Genomic DNA, 550 nt, shown 5'->3' with positions numbered 1-550 from the left:
ATGTTCGGCACGCCGGACTGGCACCGCGAGCGGCTCGCCCGGCTCACCGGGATCACGCTCGCCGGGAACACCGAGGGAGGCCCCGATGGCCAGTGACGCCGAGTTCCGCGATTCTCTGCGTGCGTTCCTGAAGGAGCACGCGCCAGGGAAGCCGCCCAAGGGCGCGGCCGAACGGCTGGCCTTCGCCAAGGCCTGGGCCGCCACCAAGGTCGACCACGGGTTCGCCGGGCCGTCCTGGCCCCGCGAGTACGGCGGCATGGACCTGCCGTTCCCGCAGCAGGTCATCTACAACGAGGAGATGGCCAGGGTGCGGGCGCCCGGACATCCCGGGACCGGCTGGGACATGGTCGGGCCGACGATCATCACGCACGGCACCCCCGAACAGAAGAGCAAGTACCTGCGCGCGACGCTGCGCGCCGACATCGTCTGGGCACAGGGCTTCTCCGAACCGGAGGCCGGCTCCGACCTGCCGAGCCTGCGCACCACGGCACGCCGCGAGGGCGACCACTACGTGGTGACCGGTCAGAAGGTGTGGAACACCAACGCCGAG

Annotated in this window: 1 protein-coding gene; it reads left to right on the top strand. The window is 70.9% G+C overall.

Annotated features, from left to right (window positions below):
• Window positions 1-85 precede the first annotated feature (85 nt).
• On the top strand, window positions 86-550 hold a 465-nt coding region (locus tag ACGWYJ_RS39000), incomplete at its 3' end, for an acyl-CoA dehydrogenase family protein (protein ID WP_395111746.1).

Origin of the sequence: Actinomadura sp. SCN-SB, from assembly GCF_043906805.1 — a bacterium.
Lineage (GTDB): Bacteria > Actinomycetota > Actinomycetes > Streptosporangiales > Streptosporangiaceae > Spirillospora.
This window is presented reverse-complemented; position numbering and strand designations above follow the sequence as displayed.